This window comes from Streptomyces sp. MI02-7b (genome assembly GCF_033793585.1).
Lineage (GTDB): Bacteria > Actinomycetota > Actinomycetes > Streptomycetales > Streptomycetaceae > Actinacidiphila.
This window is the reverse complement of the sequence record NZ_JARAWX010000006.1, coordinates 376,587-394,450: the sequence shown is the minus strand read 5'-3', so window position 1 is coordinate 394,450 and position 17,864 is coordinate 376,587. Positions and strand designations below refer to the sequence as shown.

Sequence of the window (17,864 nt, the reverse complement as noted above, 5' to 3'; positions counted from 1 at the left end):
CTGTATTACCGGATGCTTGCCGGTAGATCCTTACATGATCGGGTCGGCTGCGACAGGGTGACCGGGCCGGAATGGGTGGCTCCGTGCGAAGGGGAGCCACCCGTTTCCTCGGTGTCAGCCGAAGTAGGAATCGAAGTTCTTCTGGAATTCCCAGTTGCCGAACTTGTCCCAGTTGATCGACCACGTCATCAGACCGCGCAGATCCGGCCATGTTCCGTGCGGGGTGTACGCGCCGCAGTTGGTCCGCTTGGTGAGGCAGTCGAGCGCTTTGTCGACATCTGCCGGAGTTGTCCATCCGTTGCCCGCGTTGGAGGTCGCGGGCAGTCCGACGGCCACCTGGGAAGGCGCGAGCGCGGGGAAGACGTTGGCCGTGTTGCCCGCCACCGGGAAGCCGGTGAGCAGCATGTCGGTCATCGCGACGTGGAAGTCGGCCCCGCCCATCTGGTGGTACTGGTTGTCCAGGCCCATGATCGGCCCCGAGTTGTAGTCCTGGACGTGGAGCAGGGTCAGGTCGTTGCGCAGCGCGTGGATGACGGGAAGGTAGGCGCCCGCCCTCGGGTCCTGCGCCCCGTTGGGGCCCGGGCCGTAGAACTGGTAGCCGAGCTGCACGAAGAAGGTCTCGGGCGCCATCGTCAGCACGAATCCGCTGCCGTACCTGGCCTTGAGGGTCTTCAGGGCGGAGATCAGGTTGACCACGACCGGTGTGGTCGGGCTCTTGAAGTTGGTGTCACCGGCGTTGAGGGAGAGCGAGTGGCCCTCGAAGTCGATGTCGAGGCCGTCCAGTCCCCAGGTGTCGATGATCCTGGCGACGGAGGAGACGAAGGCGTCGCGGGCGGCGGTCGTGGTCAGCTGCACCTGGCCGTTCTGTCCGCCGATGGAGATCAGCACCTTCTTGCCCTGCGCCTGCTTGGCCTTGATCGCGGCCTTGAAGTCCGCGTCGGACTCCACGTTCGGGCACTCGGACGCGGGGCAGCGGGTGAAGCGGATGTCGCCCGAGGTGGTCGTGGTCGGCTCGCCGAAGGCGAGGTCGATGTAGTCCCAGCTCGCGGGGACGTCGGCCATGCGCAGGTACCCGGAGCCGTTGGCGAAGCTGGAGTGCAGGTAGCCGACCAGCGCATGGGAGGAAGGGCCCGTCGGAGTGTCGGTCGGCGTCGGAGTGGGCGTCGGGGTGTCGGTCGGCGTCGGCGTCGGCGTGGGAGTCGTCGGGCCGCCCGGGCCGGAGAGCGAGACGTCGTCGGCCCAGAACGTGGGCTGGGCGTACCAGCCGTGGACGTAGACGGTCGCGCTGGTCTGGCTCGCCCCGGTCGTGAAGCTGACGCTGAGCTGCTGGTACGCCCCTCCGGTGCCCGGCGTCCAGGTGCTGGTCCCGCCGTCCACGCCGATGTAGACGTAACTGCCCTTCACCTGCGCGGAGTAGGTGTAGGTGGTGCCGGGCGCCACGCCGACCGTCTGCTTGCACTGCGCCGTCCCGGACGGGCCCGGGCTGCCGGCCAGGGCCCAACTGCCGCTCTTCGCCTGGCCGGTGATCGCCTGGGTGGTGCCCGCGTCGCAACTCCAGCCGGTCAGATTGCCGTTCTCGAAACCGCCGTTGACCAGGAACTCACCCGCGTGCGCGGAGGGCGCGAGGGCGACCAGCCCGCCGATGGCGGCGGTGAGGGCGAGGGTCGCCGTCGCGGCGACGAGGGATCTCATGGGGACCGCTCCTTCGGGGGCGAGGAGATGTGCGCATGACAACCCGCAGCAAACAGGTCTGGACCAATCCTGTCAATGGTCCGGACCGGAAGCGGTGCCCGTGTCCCCCGGGAGGGGCCGGGCCGCGACGCCGCTCAGGCGCCCGGCTTCGACCAGGGCCAGCGCGGCTTCTCCGGCCGGTTGCCCTCGGGGTCGTAGACGAAGACCCACCGGGTGCGGCGCTGCTCGCGCGTCCCCGGGCTGGGCTCGCGGTGGTAGACGTGCACGACCGGGGCCGCGCCGTCCGGTTGCGGCACCGGCACCTCGTACACCTTCGGGGGCTGTCCGGTGATGCCGGTCAGCACCCCCAGCACGCGGCCGTCCAGCGGCCCCCCGACGAATTCCGTGTCCTCATGCCTCACGGGGTCAGAGTAGGCCCTCGGACGGGGCCCGTGTTCAGGGAATGGCAGGTGGGAGCAGATGTGCGACGGCCTGTGCGAGCGGCGCGACCCTGCGGGCGAGATCGCCGGCGGGGCTGCCCGGGTTCTCCCTGCCCAGCGCGGCCAGCGCGACCTCGGCGGTCTCCTGGTCGGTGGTGGAGCTGACCAGCAGCAGTGCCGTGAAGTGGTCGACCAGCCACCGCCGCAGCTCGTGGGCCGGCGGCTGCTTGCCCTCGTCGAGCCAGGTCAGCGACACCGCCTCCACGCTCGCGATCCACGAACGCACCATCATCGCCAGCCGCGGACCCGGTGCCGGTGCGCCCAGGTGCATGAGGATCTGCTCGGCGGCGCTGCGCCGCACCTCGTCCACGATGGCGCCGGTGCGGCTGGTCTCGGCGACGCTGCCGCCGCGCAGCAGGGCGGAGTACGCGGCGTCGTGCTCGTCCACGTACGACAGGTAGCGGTCCAGCGCGTTCGACAGGCGCTGGGTCATCTCGCCCGCGGCGGGTTCCACGAAGCAGTCCCGCAGCTCGTCGGCGGCATTGCGCATGGCGGCCTCGTACAGCTGCTGCTTCCCGCCGGGGAAGTAGCGGTAGACCAGGGGGCGGGAGACGCCGGCGGCGGCGGCCACGTCGTCGACCGAGACGTCCTCCGGGCGGTGGTGCCCGAAGAGGTCCACGGCGGCGGCGAGCAGCTGGGTACGGCGCTGCTCGACGCTCAGCCGGCGGTAGGCGGGGGCGGCGGGCGCCGGCGTCGAACTGCCGTTCATGACGGCCAGCGTATCCGGCCCGCCCGCCGTCCTACCCGAGAAGACCCGAGCTGCGCCACATCCGGCGTACCCCGGGGCCCTCGAACATGCCGACGTCCTCCAGGAAGTCCATCAGCTTCCTCGCCGCCTGCCGCATCACGTCGCGGCGGTGCGGGCTGGTGCGGGCCAGTCCGGCGGCGTACCGCGGGTCCAGCCCCACCGACGCGTACACCTGCGGGCTGATCAGCGACCGGGCGATGACCCGGGCGGCCTCGGCGGAGGCGATCCGGGTGAGGGCCAGCTCCCAGCGCGGCGCCGTGGCCATCTGCCGGCGCAGTTCCTCGCGGGCGTAGCGGATGTGCCGGGCCTCCTCGACCACGTGGATGCGGGTCACGCCGCGGGTCAGCGGCTGCACGCGCTCGTCCGGGAAGGTCAGGCGCTGCATCCAGTCGAGGATCTCCTCGGCCAGCAGGGTGCCGGTGAAGGCGCCGGGCGTGGTGGAGACGGTCTTCAGCACCCGGCCGAGGTTGTGGTCCAGCCTCGTCGGCCGGTAGACGGGCGTGCCGAGCCGGGTCACCAGCCGGGCGAACATCTTCGAGTGGCGGCACTCGTCCGCGATCTCGGTCAGCGCGTAGCGCACGTGCTTGCTGGTGGGGTCCAGGTCGTAGGAGTGCCGCAGCAGCAACTGCATGAGGATGATCTCGAACCAGATGCCGATCGAGGCCAGCGAGGCCGCTTCGTGCCTGCTCAGCTCGATCCGCTGCTCCTGCGGCATGTGCTTCCACAGCGGGGTGTCGTACAGCGAGCACAGCTCGGGCGGCCAGAACCACCCGCCCTCCTCGAAGGGGGCGTCCCAGTCGAGCTCGGTGTCCGGATCGAAGGAGTGCTTCGCGGAGGCGTCGAGCAGCCGCTCCGCCACTTTTTCTCGCGTTGCAAGAGGGGTGCCAGCGGTCATGCTCTTATGAGACTGTGTGTCAGCAAGCTCGTCAAGAGTCGAGGAGGCGCCAATGACGTCGCAGGACCACCTGTGGGAGATCCCGGCCTCCGGAGCCGCCCGCTTCTCCTGGGAGTACGACGACGGGCGCGACCGGCTGCTCGCTCTCTACCAGAAGGGCAAGGACAAGCAGTGGGACGCGGTGACCCGCATCGACTGGGAGATCGAGGTCGACCCGTACGACCCGCTCGGCGTCCCGGACCAGAACCTGACCGTCTACGGCACGTCCCACTGGGACAAGATGTCCGAGCAGAACAAGCGCGACCTGCGCCGCGCCTACGCCTCCTGGCAGTTCAGCCAGTTCCTGCACGGCGAGCAGGGCGCGATGGTGTGCGCCGCCCGCATCGTGGAGTCCGTCCCCGACCTCGACGCGAAGTTCTACTCCGCGACCCAGACCATGGACGAGGCCCGGCACGCCGAGATCTACTCGCGCTTCCTGCGCGAGAAGGTCGGCATGGTCTACCCGATCAACGACTCGCTCCAGGCGCTGCTCGGCGACACCCTGCGCGACTCCCGCTGGGACATGCCCTACCTCGGCATGCAGGTGCTCATCGAGGGCCTGGCCCTGGCCGCGTTCGGCATGCTCCGCGACACCACCGACAAGCCGCTGCCCCAGCAGATCCTCGCCTACGTCATGCAGGACGAGGCCCGCCACGTGGCCTTCGGGCGGATGGCGCTGCGCGACCACTACCGGCAGCTGTCCGATGCCGAACTGCGCGAGCGCGAGGAGTTCGTCATCGAGGGCTGCTACCTCATGCGCGACCGGCTGCGCGGCGCCGAGGTGCTGGAGGACTTCGGCATCCCGCGCCAGGAGGCCGAGGAGCTGAGCGAGCGGTCGGAGTACCTCCAGCTCTTCCGGAGACTGCTGTTCAGCCGCATCGTGCCGTGCGTGAAGGACATCGGCCTGTGGGGCGAGCGGCTGCAGCGCGCCTACGTCGACATGGGCGTCTTCGAGATGGGCGACTCCAATCTCGACCTGCTCATGGCCCAGGACGAGGAGATCGCCGAGAAGCTCGACGCCGAGCGCTTCGCCAGGGAGGAGGACGCGCGGGTCGCCGAGGTCGCCGACACCATCGCGCTGGGCCGGGAGTGAGCCGGGAGCCAGCCGGGGGTGAGCCGGGCGGCAGGTGCCGCGGCCGGTCCGTACGGTGCGACCTGACCGTCAGCCGCGGCCCAGCACCGCCTCCATCACCGCGCGGGCGACCGGCGCCGCGTTGCCGCCGCCGCTGATGTCCGCGCGGTCGGCCGCGGCGTCCTCCACGACGACCGCGACGGCGACCCGCGCGGGGCCGCCGGCGGAGTCCTTGGCCCAGGCGATGAACCAGGCGAAGGGAGTGCCGCGGTTGTTCTCGCCGTTCTGCGCGGTGCCGGTCTTGCCGCCGACCACGGCGTCCGGGATGGCGGCGTTGCCGCCCGTGCCGGACCGGACCACCTCGGTCATCATGGTCTGCATGTCCCGGGCCACCACCGCGTCCATCACCTGCCCGTAGGCCCGGTCGCCGGTGAGCGCGACCGGCAGGCCGGAGCTGTCGGTGGTGCGCTCCACCAGGTGCGGGTACATCAGCGTGCCGTCGTTGGCGACGGCCGCGGCGACCATCGCCATCTGCAGGGGGGTGGCGCGGGTGTCGTACTGACCGACGGAGGACAGCGCCAGCTGCGCGTCGTCCATACGCCGGTCGAAGACGCTGACCGCGGCGTGCGAGGGGATGCCGAGGGAGTCGTCGTTGAAGCCGAAGGCCTCCGCGGTCTCCCGCATCGCGGTCAGCCCGACGTCGTCGCCCAGCTTGCCGAAGACGGTGTTGCAGGAGATGGCGTACGCGTACAGCAGCGGCGCGTCCTCGCAGTCCTCGGAGTCCGACTCGTTGCGCAGCAAGGTGGTCGAGCCCGGCAGCCGGTACGGGTTGGGCGAGTCGGTCGGTTCCCCGATGTCGGTGATCGTGCCGCTGGTCAGCGCCGCCACGGCGGTCACGGTCTTGAACGTCGAGCCCGGCGGGTACGTCTGCCGCAGCGCCCGGTTCAGCATCGGCTGGTCGCGGTCGGAGGTGAGGGACAGCCATGCCGCGGCGGCCCGCGGACCGGTCCCGGCGATCCGCCCGGGATCGTACGAGGGGGCGCTCACCAGTGCCAGGATCCGTCCCGTCAGCGGGTCCAGGGCCGCGACCGCGCCCTTCTTGCCGGCCAGCGCCTCGTACGCGGCCCGCTGGGCGGCCGGGTCGATGGTGGTGCGGACGTCGCCGCCGGGCTGGGGCTGCCGGGTGATGGCGTTCCACACCGGCAGGGTGGCCAGTTGGGGGGACGTGCCGGACAGGATGGCGTCCTCGGCGGCCTCCAGCAGCGTCGTGCCGTACGTCTGGGAGGCGAAGCCGGTGACGGGCGCGTACAGCGGGCCGTCGGTGTAGGTGCGCTCGTACCCGAGCAGGCCGTCGGTGGGGCGGGAGCCGGTCACCGCGTGCTTGCCGACGAAGATGTCGCCGCGGGGCCGCTCGTAGCGGGCGATGGCCACCCGGCGGTTGGCCGGGTTCTCGTTGTAGGCCGGGGCGCTGAAGACCTGCAGCCGGGTGGCGTTCACCAGCAGCGCGACGAAGAGCAGCATGCAGAAGGCGGCCGCCCGGCGGGCGTGCGGGATCACCCCGGCACCGCCGGGACCGGGCCGGGGACCGGCCGCCGGGCGGTGTCGCTGAGCAGCACCAGCAGCGCGACCATCACCCAGTTGGTGACCACGGAGGAACCGCCCTGCGCCAGGAACGGCATCGGCATGCCGGTGAGCGGGATCAGGTCGGTGACCCCGCCCGCGATCACGAAGACCTGCAGCGCCCAGATCGAGGCCAGCCCGATCGCCAGCAGCCGCCCGAACGGGTCACGGATCGCCAGGCCCGCGCGGTAGCCCCGCGGCACGAGCAGCCCGTAGAGCAGGAAGAGCGCGGTCAGCCCGGTCAGTCCCAGTTCCTCGCCCGCGGTGGCCAGCACGAAGTCGGACTTGGCGGCGAAGCCGATGAAGACCGAGTGACCCTCGCCCAGGCCCGTCCCCAGCAGGCCGCCGGCGGCGAACGCGAACAGTGACTGCGCGAGCTGCCCCGGCCCCTGACCGGCCTCGATGCTCGCGAAGGGGTGCAGCCAGTCCTGCACCCGGGAGTGCACGTGGGGTTCGAGGGAGCCGACCAGGAACGCCCCGGCGCCGCACAGCAGCAGCCCGATCGCGATCCAGCCGGTCCGCCCGGTCGCGACGTACAGCAGGATCACGAACAGTCCGAAGAACAGCAGGGACGTGCCCAGGTCGCGCTCCACCACCAGCACACCCACGCTGATCGCCCAGACCGCCAGTACCGGCCCGAGCACCCGGCCGGTCGGCAGCTGCAGCCGCCGGAAGCGCCAGATGTGCCGGCCGGTGTACGCCAGCGCGCTGCGGTTGTCCGCCAGGTACGCGGCGAAGAACACCGCGAGCAGCACCTTGGCGAACTCGCCCGGCTGGAAGGACAGTCCGCCGAAGCGGACCCAGAGCTTGGCGCCGTTCACGGCCGGGAAGAGGATCGGCGCGATCATCAGCGCGAGCGCGGCCACCACGCACACGTACGCGTACACGGCCAGCGACCGGTAGTCCCGCAGCCCGAGGACCACCAGGAGGAACAACGCCACGCCGGCCCCGGACCAGACCAGCTGCGCGGGCGCGGCGGCGTCCGGGGTGGACAGGTCCAGGCGGTGGATCAGCACCAGGCCCAGGCCGTTGAGCAGCACCGCGATCGGCAGCAGCAGCGGGTCGGCGTACGGCGCCCGCAGACGGACGGTCAGATGTGCCAGCAGCGACAGCGCCCCGAGGGCGGCCCCGTAGCCCGCGGCGCCGGGCGGCAGGGTGCCGTCCCTGGCCAGGCCGACGTCGCAGTAGCCGTACACCGAGATCAGGACGGCCCCGCACAGCAGCCCCAGCTCCACGCCGCGGCGCCGGTGCGGCGGCGCGACGGGCCCGGGCTCCTCCAGGCTCCGCCGGGGGGACTCCCACTCGGGCGAAGCACTGGGGGAGGGCGCACTCATGGGCGAAAGGTATCAAAAGGACATTCCCTTCCCGTCGTCCCGCCTTCCCGTCGTCCCGCCTTCCCGTCGTCCCGCCTTCCCGTCGTCCCGCCTTCCCGTGTTCGCGGCGCTGTCGGTGGGGGCCGCTACCGTGACGCCATGACCCACAAGGCGCCGACCTCCTTGTCCGAGCTCCCGTACGCGCATGTGCTGGAGCCCTTCACCGAGCCCCGCCTCTTCGTCGAGGAGCGGTACGACACGCTGCACTTCGCCGGGCTGACCCTCGACGACCAGGACGCGGGCGGCGCCCAGTTCCTCGAGTGCGCCGTCACCGACTCCGTCCTCAACGGCGGCAGCCTGCGCCGGGGGCGGCTCAACGAGGTGTGGCTCCAGGGCGACCGCTTCGTCGGCACCTCGTTCGCCGAGACGAACTGGACGGACGCCACCGCGGACTCGTGCGTCTTCGCCGGGGTCGAGGCCTTCGGGGCGGTGCTGCGGCGCGTGGTGTTCCGCCGCTGCAAGTTCGACTCGGTCAACCTGCGCAGTGCCTCGCTCCACGAGGTCGTCTTCGAGGACTGCGTCCTGCGCGACGTCGACCTCGGCGGCGCGCGGCTCAAGGAGGTCTCCTTCCCCGGCACCCAGCTCGAACGGCTCCGCATCGGCCACGCGCGGTTCGACGCCACCGACCTGCGCGGCACCACCCTGCTCGACATCGCCGACGGCCACGAGTCCCTGCGCGGCGCCGTCATCGGCAGCGCCCAGCTGCTGGACCTCGCCCCGGCCCTGGCGGCCGCCCTCGGCATCGAGGTCCGCGACGACGAGCAGCGCGCACGCCGCTGACCCCGGCACGTGCCCCGGTTCCCGGAGTCGCGGCACGACCGGATCGGCCGGTCCGGGAAGCCCGCGATCGGCCGCGCAGCCGACCGGATGATCGGCGACGCGGGCGTCGCGGCGTCGTGGTCTGGCCGTGCACCCGGGCCTGCCCGTCCCGCCGGGGCGGACGCGTTCGCGTCGACACGGCGAGAAGGCGGCGGCGGAATCCGCGCCACCGCCGGAGAATCGCAGGCATGGGAAAGACCTACGCACGCATCGACGGCCGCCTGCGCGCCTTCATCGAAGAGCAGAAGATCTTCTTCACCGCCACCGCCCCTCTGGCGGGCGACGGCCGGGTCAACCTCTCGCCCAAAGCCCTCGACGGGTCCTTCGCCCTCCTCGACGACCACACCTTCGCCTATGCCGACCTCGGCGGCAGCGGCGCGGAGACCATCGCCCACCTCCGGGAGAACGGCCGCATCACCTTGATGTGGTGCGCCTTCACCGGGCCGCCGACCATCGTGCGCGTCCACGGGCACGGCGAGGCGGTGCTCCGCGACGACCCCCGCTGGGACGAGCTCGTCCCGTCCTTCTCCGACGACGTCCGCAAGCGGACCGACGTGCGCGCGATCATCGTCGTCACCGCCGAACGCATCAGCGACAGCTGCGGGTTCGCCGTGCCGTACATGGACTTCCGCGAGGAGCGGGACCTGCACACCCAGCGCTTCTCGCGCGAGACCGACGAGTCCTTCAACGACTACTGCGCCGCCAAGCCCTACGTCGGGGTCAGCCTCGACGGGCTCCCCGGCCTCCCGCTCCCGCTGCCTCCGCGGACCTCGTGACGGCCTGAGCCGGCGCGGGCGCGGGGCCCAAGTCGGCGCGGGACGGTGGTGATTGGGGCGCACGAGCGATTCCCGAACGCGCTCTTGCGGCGACAAGATCCCTCTGTCGTACTTGTACGGCCGTATGTCCGGAACCGGAGAGGTGGTCCCCCCATGCCCGTACGGCCCGTACGAGGTCGCCACCGCAGACCCCAGCCGCCCGGCCGCCTCTCGCAGATGTCCGTGGCCGTGACGGCCGCGTCCGGTGCGGGGCTGGCGCTGCCACTGATCGCCGCGACCGGCGCGGGGGCGGCGACGGCCGGCACGTGGGACAAGGTCGCGCAGTGCGAGAGCAGCGGCGACTGGAGCATCAACACGGGCAACGGCTACTACGGCGGGCTGCAGTTCACGCCGTCGACGTGGAAGGCGTACGGGGGGACGGCGTTCGCCTCACGCGCCGACCTGGCCACCAAGGACCAGCAGATACGGGTCGCGGAACGCGTACTGGACGGGCAGGGGCCCGGTGCCTGGCCGGTCTGTTCGCAGCGCGCGGGGCTGACCGGCGGCGGCCCGGAGCCCCGGACGGGGATTCCGGTGCAGAAGAAGACCCGCACCGAACGCCCTGCCGCACACGATGCGGTGACGAAGCGTCAGCGGGACGCCCACGACGCGTCGTACCGGGTCGTCAGCGGCGACACCCTCTCCGGCATCGCCGAGGAGCAGGACGTACCCGGCGGCTGGTCGCGGCTCTACGAGGCGAACCGCCCGGTGGTCGGCGCCGACCCCGACCTCATCTTCCCCGGCCAGGAACTGGCGCTGCCCGGCGCGGGGACCAGGGCGGCACCGCGTACCAGGCCGCCGGCCACGCCGGGTACCGGGCCCGGTACGAAGGCCGTCCCCCGGCAGAAGCCCGCGGCGAAGGCAGGACCCGCCGCGAAGGCCAGGCCCGCCTCCGCCGCCACCACGTTCGTGGCGCCGGTCAGCGGATCGCTGGGCACCCCCTACCACCGGGCCGGCGCGCACTGGGCCAGCGGCTACCACACCGGGCAGGACTATCTGGTGCCCACCGGCACCTCGGTCAAGGCCGTGGCCGCCGGCACCGTCGTCGAGGCGGGCTGGGGCGGTGCGTACGGCTACCAGGTGGTGATCCGGCACGCGGACGGGATGTACACCCAGTACGGCCACCTCTCGTCGCTGACCGTACGGGCCGGGCAGTCGGTGTCCGCGGGCCGGCAGGTGGGCCGCTCCGGGTCGACGGGCAACACGACCGGGCCGCATCTGCACTTCGAGGTGCGCACCGGCGAGGGCTACGGGACCGACGTGGACCCGGTGGCCTGGCTGCGCCGGCACGGAGTGCGGATGTAGCGGGACGGGGCGGCCCGTGCGGGCCGCCCCGCGGGCACGGTCCGGCGTCGCGTCAGCGTTCGCGCTCGACCAGGTCCTTGAAGCGCCGCAGGTCGTCGCGGACCGTGCGTTCGATCGCGCTGACCTGGGCGAAGCCCTTGGGGCCGCCGAACGCCTCCCGTATCTCCCCGGCGTCGTACTCCATGCGGACCTGCACCCGGCTGTGCTGCGCGTCGATCGGCAGGACCGAGCACGTCCCGCTGATCTCCGGGGTGCCGCTGGTGCGCCAGGTCATCTCACGGGTCGCCCCCCGCGCCTGCGGCCGGTCCGAGATCTCTGTACCGATGGAGGCGTCGTCACCGCCGCCGCGGGCCACCTCCAGGCGCGCCCTGCTCTCCCCCTCGGCCGTGGCGTCCAGGACGCCGCCGACGAACCGCGGATACTCACCCACGTCGTGCAAGTGCTTCCATGCCACCTCGGACGGAACGCCGAGGTCGATCTGCTCCTCGAGTCTGCTCATGGGCTGCCACCTGCCTTCCTCCCTCCAGCCTGCGCCCGCGGCGTCGCCCCCGCCAGGCTGCCCGCCCCCGCCCTGCCCCGGGCGGCCCGCCGCCCGGGGCAGGAGGCAGGTCAGGCGACGCTGCCGATGGACTCCGGCGTGACGGTCGCGGCCGTCGTCGGCATCACGGCGGGCACGGTGTCCGGGACCTCGGTGACCGCCTCGGTCACCGCGACCCTGCCGCCGAGGCGCGGCGCGGCGACCAGGCCCGCGTCGCCGTCGAGCAGCAGGCGCACGGCGGCCCAGGGCAGGTTCACCCCGGTGAAGGCCGTCTGGAAGATCCCGGCCGACGGCCGGGGGTTGGCCTCCAGCAGCACCGGCTCCCCGAAGCGGTGCCGCAGTTGCACGTTGGAGAGGTACGCCAGGCCGAAGTGGGCGACCAGCCGGCGCGCGATGTCCGTCATCTCCGGGTCGTCCAGCAGCAGCCGGTAGCGGCCCTGCTTGGCGCGCGGGATCGCGGCGAGCAGTTCGCCGCCGGGGGTGGACAGGCAGTCGACGCTGACCTCCGGCCCCTCCAGGTAGGGCATGACGATCAGCGGGGGCACCTGCTCGCCCGCGTCCGCGGCCTGCTTCATCGCCAGGGCGACCGCGTCGACGGAGGCCATGGGGCGGGCGGGCTCCAGCAGGTCGCGCAGGACCATCGGCCGGTCCTGAAGGATGCGGAAGCCGAAGGCGGAGAACTCGCCCGCGGGCTTGAAGCAGAGCGTCTCGCCGGTCGCCGACAGCTCCTCCACGGCGGTCCGCAGACCGTCGGCGTCCCCCACCACCCGCCACGGCGGCACCGGGATGCCGGCGGCGAGCGCCTCCTCATATGTACGGCTCTTGCTGGTCAGCACCTTGACCGAGCGCGGCGGTGAGCACATCAGCCGTGTGCCCACGGCCGCGAACTCCTCCGTCAGGCCGGCCAGCGCGCTCAGCCGCCGGGGCGGGATGAGCACGTCGATCGCGTGCCGGCGGCAGAAATCGAGGGCGAATTCGGCGTAGGCCGGATCGGCGACATGGCGGGGTTCGACCTCGGCCACGTCGCACGCGCCGAGCGCCGCTGCGGTCGGATCGACATTGGTGCCGTAGATGCGGACATCCACGGCGTCGGGGTTCCCGCGCAGCATGGCCATCACCTGTGTGGTGGCCACCCCCGCGCTGCTGAGCCATATTCGGAGGGCTATCGGAACGCTCCCCTCAGTGCAGGGACGGCCGGCCGTGGGCATGCTGCGGCACGGGCTTCCGCCGTTCGGGATCATGTGTGAGGCGGATCATACTGCCGTTCGATGACGCCGGTGTTTCGGGTCCGCGCAGCGAACGGAAAGAGCACGCGGCGCACCGTCACCCGACCGCACCGCGGGGCGAGCGGCGCGGGTACGGCGGGCGAACGCTGGAAGGCGACCTCCCTTCCCTCCACGAAAGCAGGGACGCCGCCGCCATGGACATCGACACCGATCCGATCCCCCGCACCCCGCCCCGCCCGCGCCGGATACGCACGGCCGCACCCCTGACCGCGGTGCTCGCCGCGGCGGCCCTGGCCGCCGGGCCCGTCGCCGCCTCCGCGGTCCCCGGCGACGGCCGCACGGGCGGCGGCAAGCCGACCGTGGTGCTCGTGCACGGCGCCTTCGCCGACGCGTCCGGCTGGGACGAGGTCGTCCGCCGCCTGGAGAGCGAGGGCTACGACGTGATCGCCCCCGCCAACCCGCTGCGCGGCCTGACCAACGACTCCACGTACATCGCCGGTGTGCTCAGGAGCATCAAGGGCCCGATCGTGCTGGCCGGCCACTCCTACGGCGGCGCCGTGATCAGCGAGGCGGCCGCCGGCAACCCCAACGTCAAGGCCCTGGTCTTCGTCTCCGCCCTCGTGCCGGACCGGGGCGAGACGCTCGCCGCGCTGGGCGCGAAGTTCCCGGCCGCCCAGCTCAGCGGCGTCCAGCGCACGGTGCCCTACCGTGACGCCGCGGGCAGCGGTGTCGACATCTACATCCGGGACGCGAGCTTCCACAGCGTCTTCGCCGCCGACCTCCCCGCGGCGCAGGCCCGGCTGATGGCCGCCGAGCAACGGCCGATCGCCATGACGGCCTTCACCGAGCGGGCGACCGGCGCGGCCTGGCGGACCGTGCCGTCCTGGGCCCTGGTCGCCACCGAGGACCACGCCATCAACCCCGCCCTGGAACGCTACGAGGCCCGGCGCGCCGGCTCCCACACCGTCGAGGTCGACTCCTCGCACGTCGCGATGATCTCCCACCCCGATGCGGTGACCCGCCTCATCCGCGAGGCGGCCGCCTCCACCGCCGCGCCGGCCGCGGCGACCTCCGGCGCTCCGGCGCTCGCGGACACCGGCTGGCGCGAGACGGTCCTGACCGCCATCGGCGGCATCGCGGGGGCCGCACTGATCATGGGCGGTGTCTTCCTCGCCCTGGCCCGCAAGTCCCGCGGCTGACCGGCCCCGGCGGCCCGGGTGCCGGCGTCCGACGGCACGCGGCACCCGGGCCGCCGCACGGTGTCAGTCCTCGCGGACGGCGATCGCGGCCATGTGGTCCGCTCCCGCGGCGACGTCGTGGACGCGCCAGCCGGCCGGGCCGGGCGACGGCGTCGGGGCGGTGCCCAGGTAGTCCGCGGAGAGCTCACGGGACAGGCCGGTGCCCAGTGCCTTGAGATACGCCTCCTTGCGGACCCAGGCGCGGGTGAAGGCCAGGGCGCGCTCCGGCTCGGCGAGGGCTTCGAGTTCGGCGACCTCGCGGGGGTGGAGCGACTGCCACACGCCGTCCGCGGCCGCCCCGCCCGGCACTTCCTCCACATCGGCCCCGACCGTGCCGGCGGCGAAGGCCAGCAGCGACAGCCCCCGGGTGTGCGAGAGCGAGAAGTGCGGCCGGCCCGCCGGCACCGCGGGTCGTCCGTGCGGGCCGCCGCAGGTCGGGCAGGTCTCGCGGACGAAGGTCACGGCGCCGGGCGCCGTGCCGAGGTAGCCGCCGAGCAGCACGCGCAGTGCCACGTGAGCGGACACGTAGGCGTCCCGGTCGCGGTCGAAGCGGAACGCGGCGGCGCGCCGCCGTTCCTCGGCGTCGAGCACGTCCGGAGCCAGCCGGGCGGCGGCCACCGCGGTGGCGGCGGTGTCCACCAGCCAGAGCCGGGGCGGCCCGCCGGGCCCGGGCGGTGCCGGGTCCGGGGGCGGCGCCGCCGGGTCGAACCGCCGTGGAACGAGCGTCACGACCGGTCCGCCGCTTCGCCGGCTTCCCGTGCGTTCCGTGTGCTCCGGACGATCGCCAGCGCCTCGACCTCCAGCAGCAGCTCGGGCCGGAAGAGGGCGGCCACCTGCACCGCGGTGCTGGCCGGGGGACGGGCGGTGTCGATGTGGGCGTCCCGCGCCTCACGCACGGCGGGCAGGACGGCGACGTCCGTGACGAAGAAGGTCAGTTTGGCGACGTCCCCCCAGTCCGCCCCGGCCGCCTCGAGGCAGCGCCCGAGGTTCGCGAACACCTGGCGCGCCTGCGCCGCCGGATCGCCGGGGCCGACCACCTCGCCGTCGGCGTCCAGCGCGATCTGCCCGGAGACCGCCACGAGGCGGCCCTCTCCCAGGACGACGTGGCTGTAGCCGTTGCCCGGGGCGACGCCCTCCGGCGCGGCGATGTGGGTGAGGTGCGACATGCGGGTTCCCCCCTGGGACGTGCGGCGTGCGACGACGGTCCATGATCCCGCACGCCGCCGCCGGGGCGCATCGGCCTACGTCACAGCAGGTGTCATTGGGGAGTGATTCTCTGGGCATACATGGTCATAAGGTGCGGAGACAGGAGGTTCCCCACATGTCCCACTCCGAAACGTACGAACTCACGTTCCCCGTTTCCGGTGACACCGTGGTCGTCCGGCGCACCGAGCGCAAGGGTGCCGGCGGGCACCCCGTCTACAGCGACGACACCGGCATCGTGCAGGCCGAGATCAGCGACCGCGGAGAGGTCCGCATGCTCGCCACCGGAGGGCACCAACGACCGGACATGCCCTCGCGCGCCAGGCCGCACTGATCCGCGGCGGCGGTCGCCACGACGTGGCGGCCGTCCCGGACACCGCCGCCCGTCGGGCCCCGTCCGGCCGGATCGCGCCCCCCGCACCACTCCCGCGGCGCCTTCCGGTACCGGCCGCCCGCCGGGCGCGCGCATGTCCGCGCCGCGCTTCGGCCGCCCCGCGTCGGGACCCGTCCCATCTCACCGCTGACGTGGACCGCCCCGGCAGGGCGGGGAACCCGCGCCCGGTCAGGCGGGCGCCTGCGCGCCGTCGAAGACCTTGTCCAGGAAGGCCGCCAGATTGGCCCGCGCGCGCTCCACGCGCTCCTCGGGCGTCAGGGTCTCCTCCATGCGCCGCACCAGGGCCGAGGTCTTTTTGCCGCGCACGTACAGCGAGCAGGCCAGGTCGGCGCAGATGTAGGTGCCGACGGTGTTGCCCTGGCGGCCCGAGGGGCCGACCTTCGGTGCGGCGAGCAGGTCGACGCCGGAGCTCGCGTGCGAGGTGAGGCAGATGGAGCACAGGCTCGTCCTGAGCAGGCTCCTGCGGGCGGCCGACGGCGCGCGCATCGACAGGCCCACCATGCGGCCGTGCCGCTCGGCGACCAGGTATCCGCGGTCCGGGGCCCCGGGGTCGCGCCACCCCAGGAAGTCCAGGTCGGCCCACGGCAGCTCGGCCAGGTCGCGCGGCAGGTTGGCCCGGCGCGCCTCGCCCTTGGAGCAGTTGACGAAGGCGTCGCGGATCTCGGTCTCGGTGAGCGGGTCCATGGTGCCGGAAGCTAACACCGGCGCGCGGTGGCTGTCGCGGGAATTTCGGGCGGTCCGCGCACGCGACGGTGCCGGGCGTCCCCCCGCGGGATCGCCCGGCACCGTCGCCGCCCCGTGTGTCAGCCGATGCCGGCCCCGTACACCTGGAGCGCGTCCGTGACCGGCTGGAAGAAGGTCTCCCCGCCGCCGGCGCAGTCACCGCTGCCGCCCGAGGTCAGGCCGAGGGCGGTGCTGCCGGAGAAGAGCGCGCCGCCGCTGTCGCCCGGTTCGGCGCAGACGTCGGTCCGGATGAGGCCGGAGACCGAGCCCTCCTGGTAGTTGACGGTCGCGTCGAGCCCGGTGACCGTGCCGCTGTGCACCCGGGTGGTGCTGCCGCTGCGCTGCACCGCCTGGCCGACGGCCGGCAGGGCGGCGCCGGTGATGGCCTGCGTGGAGCCGTTGTAGAGGTCGACCGCGCTGGGGTGGGCGACGCCGGTGTCGGTGTACTTCACCAGCGCGTAGTCGTGGCCGGGGAAGGTCGCCGCCTCCACCGAGCCGATCTCCGGGCCGCCGGAGGAGTCCGACCAGCTGGTGAAGGCGACGCCGCAGTGGCCCGCGGTGAGGAAGTACGGCTGTCCGTCCTTGACGACGTTGAAGCCGAGCGAGCACCGGGCGCCCGAGCCGTAGATCGCGTCGCCACCGGCGGCGAAGGGCTTGAACGCACCCTTGGAGCGGTGGACCCGGACCGTACCGGCGCCGAGGGCGTCCACCGCCTTGTCCAGACGGGCCATCCCCGCGGCCGAGACGGTCGCGTCGGCGGTCACCACCACCTGGTCGGTGCGCGGGTCGATCGCCCAGGCCGTACCCGGGACGCGGGCCTTCGCGCCCAGGGTGCGGGTGGCGGAGCGCAGTTCGGCCGTGCTGTTGCCGACGGTCCTCGCCACGGCTCCGGCCGCGCGGACCGTGTCGGCGGCCGTGCCGTCCAGCACGTTGACCACCAGGCGGCGAGTACCGGCGTCGTAGTAGGAGCCCGCGGTGTCGGCCGCGCCGAGTCGCGTCACGAGGCGGTCGGCCAGTGTCGCCGCCGACGCCGCGCCGAGCGTTCTCGGGGCGGCCTCGGAGGTGGGGGCCGGCGAGGTCGCCGCGTCGGCCTGCGGCAGCAGGATCGCCGCCGCCAGCACGGCGGTTGCCCCGCTGCCGGCGAGTACGGCCTTCCACCTGGATATGCGTCGGTGCTTCACGTGCAGTACCTCCAGTGGGGGGACGGGTCCGCTCGGCTGCCGCGCACCCGGGAGATCTTCCGGTCACCGGCGCCGCGTCCCGCAAGGAATACATGTCCACGCCAAGCAACGCCGTTGAGTATTCCGAGGCGTTTGCGCGACCGGCAAGGCTGGACGCGGGTCTGCACAGCCGTCACACAGGACATCCCGATTCCCTTGGAGGAACCTCTCCCCGACCGTCGGAACCCGGCCGTCCGCTTCTCCCGTCGCCCCCGCTCCGCCCCACGTCCGCGCCGGGCGCCCCGGCGCCGCGGGCGCCGGTGCGGGCCGGGTTCCGTCAACGTCCCCCGTGCCACGGCGTGTTCGGGGCCGCCCAAGCGTTCCGGGAGCGGGTCGCGAGGTCCCGGTCCGCTGCGCGGAATTCATGGCCAAAGCCCGCGCTTTTCCTGGGTGATTCCGGCGTTCCGTCGTCAAGGCGCGGGTATGAGCCGGTCGGTGGGGACGGCCGAAAAGCATTCCTGGCCC

At 72.9% G+C, this 17,864-nt stretch carries 18 protein-coding genes; 6 read left to right on the top strand and 12 right to left on the bottom strand.

The window, feature by feature from the left end; translation table 11 throughout:
- Positions 1–114: 114 nt before the first annotated feature.
- The 4 genes from PV364_RS12915 to PV364_RS12900 all read right to left on the bottom strand — a co-directional run bounded on the left by PV364_RS12915 (position 115) and on the right by PV364_RS12900 (position 3,814).
- A complete protein-coding gene (locus PV364_RS12915; RefSeq protein WP_319660025.1) occupies positions 115–1,692 on the bottom strand; it encodes a chitinase in 1,578 nt (525 codons plus the stop codon).
- Between the two features lie 134 nt (positions 1,693–1,826).
- On the bottom strand, positions 1,827–2,093 hold the full coding sequence (locus tag PV364_RS12910; protein WP_319660024.1) for a hypothetical protein: 267 nt from the start codon (positions 2,091–2,093) through the stop codon (positions 1,827–1,829).
- 34 nt (positions 2,094–2,127) lie between these two features.
- Positions 2,128–2,880, bottom strand: a complete 753-nt coding sequence (locus PV364_RS12905; RefSeq protein ID WP_319660023.1) for a TetR/AcrR family transcriptional regulator — start codon at positions 2,878–2,880, stop codon at positions 2,128–2,130.
- A gap of 31 nt (positions 2,881–2,911) precedes the next feature.
- Entirely contained in the window at positions 2,912–3,814 is a 903-nt protein-coding gene (locus PV364_RS12900; protein WP_319660022.1) for a diiron oxygenase, read from the bottom strand.
- 52 nt (positions 3,815–3,866) lie between these two features.
- Between PV364_RS12900 and PV364_RS12895 the strand changes: the two genes are divergently transcribed.
- Positions 3,867–4,946, top strand: coding sequence for a ferritin-like domain-containing protein (locus PV364_RS12895; RefSeq protein WP_319660021.1), 1,080 nt, complete (start codon positions 3,867–3,869; stop codon positions 4,944–4,946).
- Between the two features lie 69 nt (positions 4,947–5,015).
- Here PV364_RS12895 and PV364_RS12890 read toward each other — a convergent pair whose 3' ends face one another.
- A complete protein-coding gene (locus PV364_RS12890) occupies positions 5,016–6,482 on the bottom strand; it encodes a penicillin-binding transpeptidase domain-containing protein (protein ID WP_319660020.1) in 1,467 nt (488 codons plus the stop codon).
- Positions 6,479–7,879: an FtsW/RodA/SpoVE family cell cycle protein gene (locus PV364_RS12885; RefSeq protein WP_319660019.1), complete on the bottom strand. Its 1,401-nt coding sequence runs from the start codon at positions 7,877–7,879 to the stop codon at positions 6,479–6,481. The genes PV364_RS12890 and PV364_RS12885 overlap by 4 nt, the downstream gene beginning before the upstream one ends.
- Positions 7,880–8,017: 138 nt before the next feature.
- Here PV364_RS12885 and PV364_RS12880 point away from each other — a divergent pair, with 138 nt between their 5' ends.
- From PV364_RS12880 to PV364_RS12870, 3 genes are all read left to right on the top strand, one after another.
- Positions 8,018–8,698 carry a pentapeptide repeat-containing protein gene (locus PV364_RS12880; RefSeq protein WP_319660018.1) on the top strand — a complete coding sequence of 227 codons (681 nt, stop codon included), beginning with the start codon at positions 8,018–8,020 and terminating at the stop codon, positions 8,696–8,698.
- 227 nt (positions 8,699–8,925) lie between these two features.
- Positions 8,926–9,513: a pyridoxamine 5'-phosphate oxidase family protein gene (locus PV364_RS12875; protein WP_319660017.1), complete on the top strand. Its 588-nt coding sequence runs from the start codon at positions 8,926–8,928 to the stop codon at positions 9,511–9,513.
- Positions 9,514–9,666: 153 nt separating this feature from the next.
- Positions 9,667–10,857 carry a transglycosylase family protein gene (locus PV364_RS12870; protein WP_319660016.1) on the top strand — a complete coding sequence of 397 codons (1,191 nt, stop codon included), beginning with the start codon at positions 9,667–9,669 and terminating at the stop codon, positions 10,855–10,857.
- Between the two features lie 52 nt (positions 10,858–10,909).
- Here the strand turns inward: PV364_RS12870 and PV364_RS12865 are convergent, their stop codons facing one another.
- The gene (locus tag PV364_RS12865; RefSeq protein ID WP_319660015.1) at positions 10,910–11,356 is read right to left on the bottom strand and encodes an SRPBCC family protein; all 447 of its coding nucleotides are present in this window, start codon (positions 11,354–11,356) and stop codon (positions 10,910–10,912) included.
- Positions 11,357–11,466: 110 nt separating this feature from the next.
- On the bottom strand, positions 11,467–12,528 hold the full coding sequence (locus PV364_RS12860; RefSeq protein WP_319660014.1) for an ATP-grasp domain-containing protein: 1,062 nt from the start codon (positions 12,526–12,528) through the stop codon (positions 11,467–11,469).
- A gap of 287 nt (positions 12,529–12,815) precedes the next feature.
- Between PV364_RS12860 and PV364_RS12855 the strand changes: the two genes are divergently transcribed.
- Positions 12,816–13,820, top strand: a complete 1,005-nt coding sequence (locus PV364_RS12855) for an alpha/beta hydrolase (RefSeq protein WP_319660013.1) — start codon at positions 12,816–12,818, stop codon at positions 13,818–13,820.
- A gap of 63 nt (positions 13,821–13,883) precedes the next feature.
- On the opposite strand, the gene PV364_RS12850 is transcribed toward PV364_RS12855, so the two are convergent.
- Entirely contained in the window at positions 13,884–14,588 is a 705-nt protein-coding gene (locus tag PV364_RS12850; protein ID WP_319660012.1) for a 4'-phosphopantetheinyl transferase family protein, read from the bottom strand.
- Complete coding sequence (locus tag PV364_RS12845; protein WP_319660011.1) at positions 14,585–15,025, bottom strand: RidA family protein; 441 nt, start codon at positions 15,023–15,025, stop codon at positions 14,585–14,587. Before PV364_RS12845 ends, PV364_RS12850 begins: the two co-directional genes overlap by 4 nt.
- Positions 15,026–15,180: 155 nt before the next feature.
- On the opposite strand from PV364_RS12845, the gene PV364_RS12840 reads away from it, so the two are divergent.
- Positions 15,181–15,396, top strand: coding sequence for a DUF6296 family protein (locus tag PV364_RS12840; protein ID WP_319660010.1), 216 nt, complete (start codon positions 15,181–15,183; stop codon positions 15,394–15,396).
- Positions 15,397–15,624: 228 nt separating this feature from the next.
- Here the strand turns inward: PV364_RS12840 and PV364_RS12835 are convergent, their stop codons facing one another.
- Positions 15,625–16,140 (bottom strand): FBP domain-containing protein, encoded by a 516-nt coding sequence (locus PV364_RS12835; protein ID WP_319660009.1) that lies wholly within the window; start codon positions 16,138–16,140, stop codon positions 15,625–15,627.
- Positions 16,141–16,259: 119 nt separating this feature from the next.
- Positions 16,260–17,360 carry a S1 family peptidase gene (locus tag PV364_RS12830; protein WP_319660008.1) on the bottom strand — a complete coding sequence of 367 codons (1,101 nt, stop codon included), beginning with the start codon at positions 17,358–17,360 and terminating at the stop codon, positions 16,260–16,262.
- Positions 17,361–17,864: the final 504 nt, after the last annotated feature.